This window comes from Phytobacter palmae (genome assembly GCF_039409775.1).
Taxonomy (GTDB): domain Bacteria; phylum Pseudomonadota; class Gammaproteobacteria; order Enterobacterales; family Enterobacteriaceae; genus Phytobacter; species Phytobacter palmae.
Genome location: NZ_JBCIVJ010000017.1, coordinates 98,234 through 104,517 on the forward strand (window position 1 = coordinate 98,234; position 6,284 = coordinate 104,517).

Below are 6,284 nucleotides of genomic sequence, written 5' to 3' on the forward strand. Positions count from 1 at the left end.
CTGGATACATGGAAGATGATGCAAAACAATACCGTTAAGAGATTGCTTGCAGGGAAAAAATACCTGCTGTTGCAAGGACCGATGGGGCCTTTCTTCAATGATGTCGCGAACTGGCTGGAAACGCTGGAACGCGAAGCGGTAAACGTTGTTTTTAATGGCGGCGACAGGTTTTATTGCCGTAACCGCCATTACCTGACTTATACCCAGACACCGAAGGAATTCCCCGCCTGGTTGAAAGAGACCTGGAAGGATTATCCGTTCGATACCATCTTGTGCTTCGGCGACTGCCGTCCATTGCACAGGGCGGCGCACGCCTGGGCTAAAGCAAAGGGCATTCGCTTCCTGGCCTTCGAGGAAGGTTATCTGCGTCCTCACTTTATTACAGTGGAAGAAGGCGGCGTTAACGCCTTCTCCCGCCTGCCCCGTGACCCTGATTTTTATCGCAGCTTGCCGGATGCCGCACCTGCTCAAATCCAGCCACTAAAACCCTCTTCAGGCCGTCGCTATATCCATGCGACATGGTATTACCTGGTTGGCTGGCGCTATCGTCACGAATTCGCTCGTTATCGCCACCATAAATCGTTCTCGCCGTGGTATGAGGCAAAATGCTGGGTGCGCGCGTGGTGGCGTAAGCAATGGTATGGCTGGAAGCAACGTGGTGTGCTGGAGACGCTGCAAACAACGCTCGATCAGCGCTACTACCTGGCCATTTTGCAGGTCTATAACGACAGCCAGATTCGCAATCACAGCCCCTACGCGGACATACGTGATTACATCAACGATGTGATGTTCTCTTTCTCGCGTAAGGCGCCGCTGGACAATGTTCTGGTCATTAAGCATCATCCCATGGACCGTGGCCATCGCCTGTATGGGCCGTTGATTAAACAGTTAGGTAAGAAGTATGGCGTGGCCAGCCGTGTGATTTACGTGCACGATCTGTCGATGCCAGAATTGCTGACGCATGCCAAAGCGGTAGTGACGATAAACAGTACGGCAGGGATTTCAGCGCTGATTCATAACAAACCGCTGAAGGTGATGGGTAATGCCCTGTACGACATTAAAGGGATGACGTATCAGGGACATCTGCACCAGTTCTGGACGGCGGACTTTAAGCCGGATATGAAGTTGTTCAAGAAGTTCCGTGGGTATTTGTTGGCAAATACCCAGATTAATGCGGTGTATTTCAATTCATCAACAATGAACCACTGGTATAGCACCGTACAGCAAGAATCTGAAATTACTAATACGATTGAAACTGCAACTTTTTACATAAAATAATCTCAACAATACAGAAATAATGGCTTATAACTCTTTAATATTGAAGCCATCCTCAATCTCAAGTCATCAGAATGTAAGAAAGACTATTTTAATTCTATTCACTTTTTGAGGTACCCGTTTTACCACTGACTCGAAATCAGTGCAGTGCTAACTGAGAGATCGTTAACACCACAAACACTGATTACATATACTGTTCTTTTGAGATAAATACAGAGCAAAGACCGCACAAGCGGTCCTAACGAGAGCGCTGCAATAATTCCAAATCTCTTTAAAATTACTCTATTGTTACGACAAACTTCCCGGCAACAGAAGTGAGGTTATTCAGATACAAACAATCTGTTCTGTTGAAAAAATTGAGATTTCTTGTCGCTCCCGCAGTTCCTGATGGTGTATCAATACATAGTGATACACCGGAACAACCGACGGATAAAATGGGTTCTATGTAAACATCCCCGCGAAGCGCCCGATTCACCTTTAGAGAGCTTCCAGCATTAATCTCTGATGCGGTAACCCCTACCGATCGTTCTCGAGTATAAGGTCTCTACTTTCCGCCGTAGAAACTGACAGTATAGTTTATGTTGAATACTATGCTGAGAGACGTTGTAAATAAAATTGACAATTTTCCGCTTTCACGAATTTTTATGAGGTAGAGATATGCATGCCTGATTCACTGAAGAAATCGGGCTCAATCCGTTTTAAGACTATGCACGGCTTTGAAATGGCTGCTAACAGTATAATAACCATTATATGGCACGATCGCTTTGGAAAAATCAACTAAATTGGTATGGTATCTAATCCCGTTACGCATTTGATACTGAACTATGGCTCTATCACGACGAGGTCTTTTGAGCAAGACGCTATTCTCAACTCTCTTTGCATTATTTTACGGTGAGAAAGCTCTTGCGAATCCTATTGTTGGAAAAGAAGGAGGAGCGCAAAACAAAGGCGCCCTAACGAGTGCTAATTCGCAGGATGTGGATGTGGCAGGTAAGAACACGTCAGTTGGACATGGCGATGAGGCATCCCGTGAAAAGCTTTCTTATCCTGAAGAGTCCACTCGTGTTAGAGAGGGGAATTACGCAAATATCAGAGCATATTCTGGTTCCGAAAACAGGATTTATTGCAATGGCCGTGTAATTGATCGCGATGGTGGTGCTGGTGTATTTGTGCGGGATGATACTGATACAATCACTGATGATAATGGCGGTACAGTTTTAGTTGATGTGAAGGGCCGTAGATGGAAGCGCGTTTACGAAGGCGACGTACTCCTTTTGTGGTTTTGCAGTCATGGCGATGGAGTTACTGATTACACACTCCCTCTTCAGGTTGCATCTCAACTGGCGGTGGACGAGAGCCGAAGGTTGGTGTTTGGTCAGGGGACATACAACTATACAGCAATCGAGATTAAGTCTTCGACGAAAACACAGAGTGTTACGGAATGGATTGCCATAGGGAAGGTTAATTTGGTCAGCACCAAAACCCACCCGAATGCTAATAATTACGATGCTGACTATGCAATTCGAGTAAGCGGAGTTTTTCTCAAAAAGGTTAAACTAGTTATTGATGTTTCTAGAAATGCTGATGCAGTAATTTTGTCTGATACTACTGGGATTGAAGTTGGGGATCTCGTATGCCTGCAGACATCCCGCCTTATTCAGACTGACAATCGAGGTCAGGCTCGCGAGGGACAAGTATGCAAAGTACACTCAATTAATCACGATAAAAGACTTGTCAGACTTTTCAATACACTACGCTATGCAGCCCCTGCTTCTGCGAAACAGACTGGGGTTGTGGTAGGTGCAACCAGCGGAGCATCATTTACGGTTTCAGGTGTTAACCTCACCCGCGCAAATGCCAATGTCAGAATCACATTTACTTCCGGTGCTAATTCCGGAAAGTCTCGCTACATCTCTGGATTTAGCGGAAATACGCTTAAGATTGGTGGTCGACAATCTGCATTCCCTAACACGCCCATGGTGGGGGATTCATTCATCATGGAGTGGGCTACCATGGTCACCATCGCCAAGCCTATTACTTTCAGGATGTCGGGAGAATTTGTCATCTCGCGTGCGTTGACCAGTAATGCAATAGCTGGCGCTACAGGTTTTCGTGGTCTGGATGTCATATTTTCTGTCGACACATTAATAGAAGGGGCAACAATTAATGGTTTTTCTGATACATGCTTGCGAATTCGAGGATCTTACCAACCTACGTTGAGAAACATAACTGCTACTGACGCTAACCGTGGCTATAATGTATTTGATGGTACTGGTTACGGAATTAGTATCAACCAGTGCTTTGGAGCAACAGTCGATAATGCTAAAACGTATCGCTGCCGTCGAGGAATCGACATTATTGGCACGCAGATGATTAGCTGGGAGACGCAGATAATTAACTGTACAGCATCAGGTGGTGGTGTTGATTACCAAGGAAATGCATTCTGGCCTGTGGGCACTACTCAAAACTCCGGAATTGGTTCTCATGGTGCCGGGTATAGCTCCAGCTACACTAATTGTCTTGTTGTGGACTGCTGGCTGCCGTACGCATTTCGGGGGTTACGTGAAACACTTAAGGATTGTCGTGTAAACGGTAATGTTGCACGTTGTTGTGCTCGCCTGACTTACGGTGGTGCTCTTACCATTGACGGACTTATTTATGACGATACATTCAGCGAAATTGGGGTTAATTACGCTGACAGCTATAACGAGGATCCTAAACCAGACCTGAGAGCAATTGGTTTACTAGAATTGTTTTGTGGTATCGATGATGGTTACATACGATCACTGCCTGTAACCATAAAAAATTGTATCGGAAAGAAAGTGACCCTTGGCTGCATTATTGCATCCGGTAAAGGTGACGACTTGACCTTAGAGAACCTTATTCTTGGTGGAAACGTTGTATACGTTTCTTCTGAAAATACGAGGAATAATGAGTTTTCTTTTATACGTTGCGAAGATCGTAAGATACTTAAAAATATTTCCGACCTTGGTGGAAATCGGTTTTACCTCGATGGTGGCAGTGAAAACCAATTCAGCATGTACGATCTGTTTTCATCGCAAATAATCCCAGCAGGAAAATATGTCAGGCTTGGAGAGAATAAATTATTCGCCACTTTGGACGACGACCAGGCGTTACGAATTCCTATTTCGACCAAAACTAAGACGGCAATAGTTTCAGTTATTGATCACGACCACAATAGTAAATACAAGGCCATTGGCATGATTTTAGGTGCAGCATCTGCAACCGACAGTGCACCAAACTCAAAAGAGAACAAACAGAACATTGAACTTAGCCTAATTCCACTAACAGGAACTACAGGAACAAAAGGAAAGTTTACGATTTCCTTCTTGCCAACTGATGGCGCGGGTTATCTCTACCTTGAGAACCGCATCGGTTCGGTAATTCGGCCTTGCATTTTTATTGAAACGGTACAATTCTGATGTACAATTTCCGTAGGTACCACTGAGATGTAAATTTATTTTATAGGTTTGAAGTAGCGGGGTGTCACCCCGCCGTTATCAAAGAAGGTTTTTCTTCCAGTCCAATTTTTTGAATGCTGCGACATCCCAACTTTGCATATCTGTCGCAAAATGCGAAAGTTTAGGTATTATCTTGTTAATAACAGGGCTTCTATTTTTATAAGCATCTGGTACTTTTTTATCCACCCAAGTGAAAGGGGAATTATACTTCATGGATCTTTCTCTTATTTTACCCACAACGCCAGTAAATTTATAATCTATATTGGTGAAGCAATATTTCAAAGAAGCCATGAAGTAAAGATTCTTTCTCTCATCGCCATTAGCAAAGTTGATCACAGCAGGTGAGTTATTGAATCTTTCAATTTCTTGTTCAGATAATTGTTCATTAAATAAAGCCCACTTATAAATAGATTTCCTGAAGCATTTAAGACATTTCATACACGGTTTCTGAAAATCACCAAACTCACATGCAGAAGATATTTCTAAAAAACCATAGGATTTCGCGATTTTGGTTGTTATTAACTCCGACACTCCATTACACGGATAGTCTAGATTTATGCCGATACTTGAGAAAAAAGGTTTAGCTCTTGATTCAAGATCGCTACTGTAGATACTCTCATTTGCAGTAAATGCAGCGAGGATGTCCCCGGTAATCAAATCACTTATGCCAAGCTGACCAGATAAAAGCACCGCTGGTATTGTGAATGCATATGAGTCCGGGTATAAACAGAATTTTCCATTAGTGCTCAAATATGGGAAGTCAGAATATACTAATATTTTTTTGTAAGTATACGGCATGTATTGCAGGGTTTTTATCTGAGCCTTTGGGTTATTCCAAGACTCAAATGCGCCAACCTCTGGGTGTAAAGTTCTTGCCATCATGATTAGGGGGCTATCTTCCCCAAGCAATGCAGCAACTGCTATACTATCAACCCCACCAGAAAATGAAATTGCGCTACTATTTTTCTCTACTGATGCTGCCGACCGCAATCCTTCATCAATATTTATATTTTGTATTTTAGGGTATGTTTTTTTTATGGCAGAGGCTAAATCTTGAGATATCCCCTTGTCCATGGTCAGGGTGCTTCCAATATATGGACTAATGATCTTAATTGCAGCGAAAGCACACAAATCAGGGTGTGGAATTTCGATATCAAAAGGGAAATAAAAATGGCAATAGTTTGACATTAGCTGAATTTTTCCACCACCAGCATTGGTCCCCGCTGACTCTGTCAAATCATCAGAGTCGAGAGCGAAATCAAATCTTAATCCACTTATCCCTAAATCACTGGAAAAACCTTTTATTTTTGTAACGCTAACTCTCATTTTTCACGCCCAGTAGCTACCATAAAACTTCGCATTAATAAAGAATTAACATCAAACTACATTTTATTCAGAAAATCAACTGACCTGCTCCCCGTTGATTAATACACACCGATGTTAGTAATGTCTTCATAAGCCACATGAGGACATCCCCATGAAGAAGCGTTTTTCCGACGAACAGATCATCAGTATTCTCCGCGAGGC

Annotated in this window: 3 protein-coding genes; 2 read left to right on the plus strand and 1 reads right to left on the minus strand. The window is 43.2% G+C overall.

The window, feature by feature from the left end; genetic code table 11:
* Positions 1-18 precede the first annotated feature (18 nt).
* Together AAIG39_RS19375 and AAIG39_RS19380 are read left to right on the plus strand one after the other, a co-directional pair.
* Positions 19-1,278 (plus strand): capsule biosynthesis protein, encoded by a 1,260-nt coding sequence (locus AAIG39_RS19375; RefSeq protein WP_343194528.1) that lies wholly within the window; start codon positions 19-21, stop codon positions 1,276-1,278.
* An 845-nt stretch (positions 1,279-2,123) separates the two neighbouring features.
* Positions 2,124-4,718 (plus strand): hypothetical protein, encoded by a 2,595-nt coding sequence (locus tag AAIG39_RS19380; protein ID WP_343194526.1) that lies wholly within the window; start codon positions 2,124-2,126, stop codon positions 4,716-4,718.
* 78 nt (positions 4,719-4,796) lie between these two features.
* On the opposite strand, the gene AAIG39_RS19385 is transcribed toward AAIG39_RS19380, so the two are convergent.
* Positions 4,797-6,083, minus strand: a complete 1,287-nt coding sequence (locus tag AAIG39_RS19385; RefSeq protein ID WP_343194527.1) for a DUF6395 domain-containing protein — start codon at positions 6,081-6,083, stop codon at positions 4,797-4,799.
* Between the last annotated feature and the right edge of the window lie 201 nt (positions 6,084-6,284).

Coding starts and splice junctions, on each gene's coding strand:
- AAIG39_RS19375 (WP_343194528.1), top strand. CDS start 19: ATGCAAAACAATACCGTTAAGAGATTGCTTGCAGGGAAAAAATACCTG.
- AAIG39_RS19385 (WP_343194527.1), bottom strand. CDS start 6,083: ATGAGAGTTAGCGTTACAAAAATAAAAGGTTTTTCCAGTGATTTAGGG.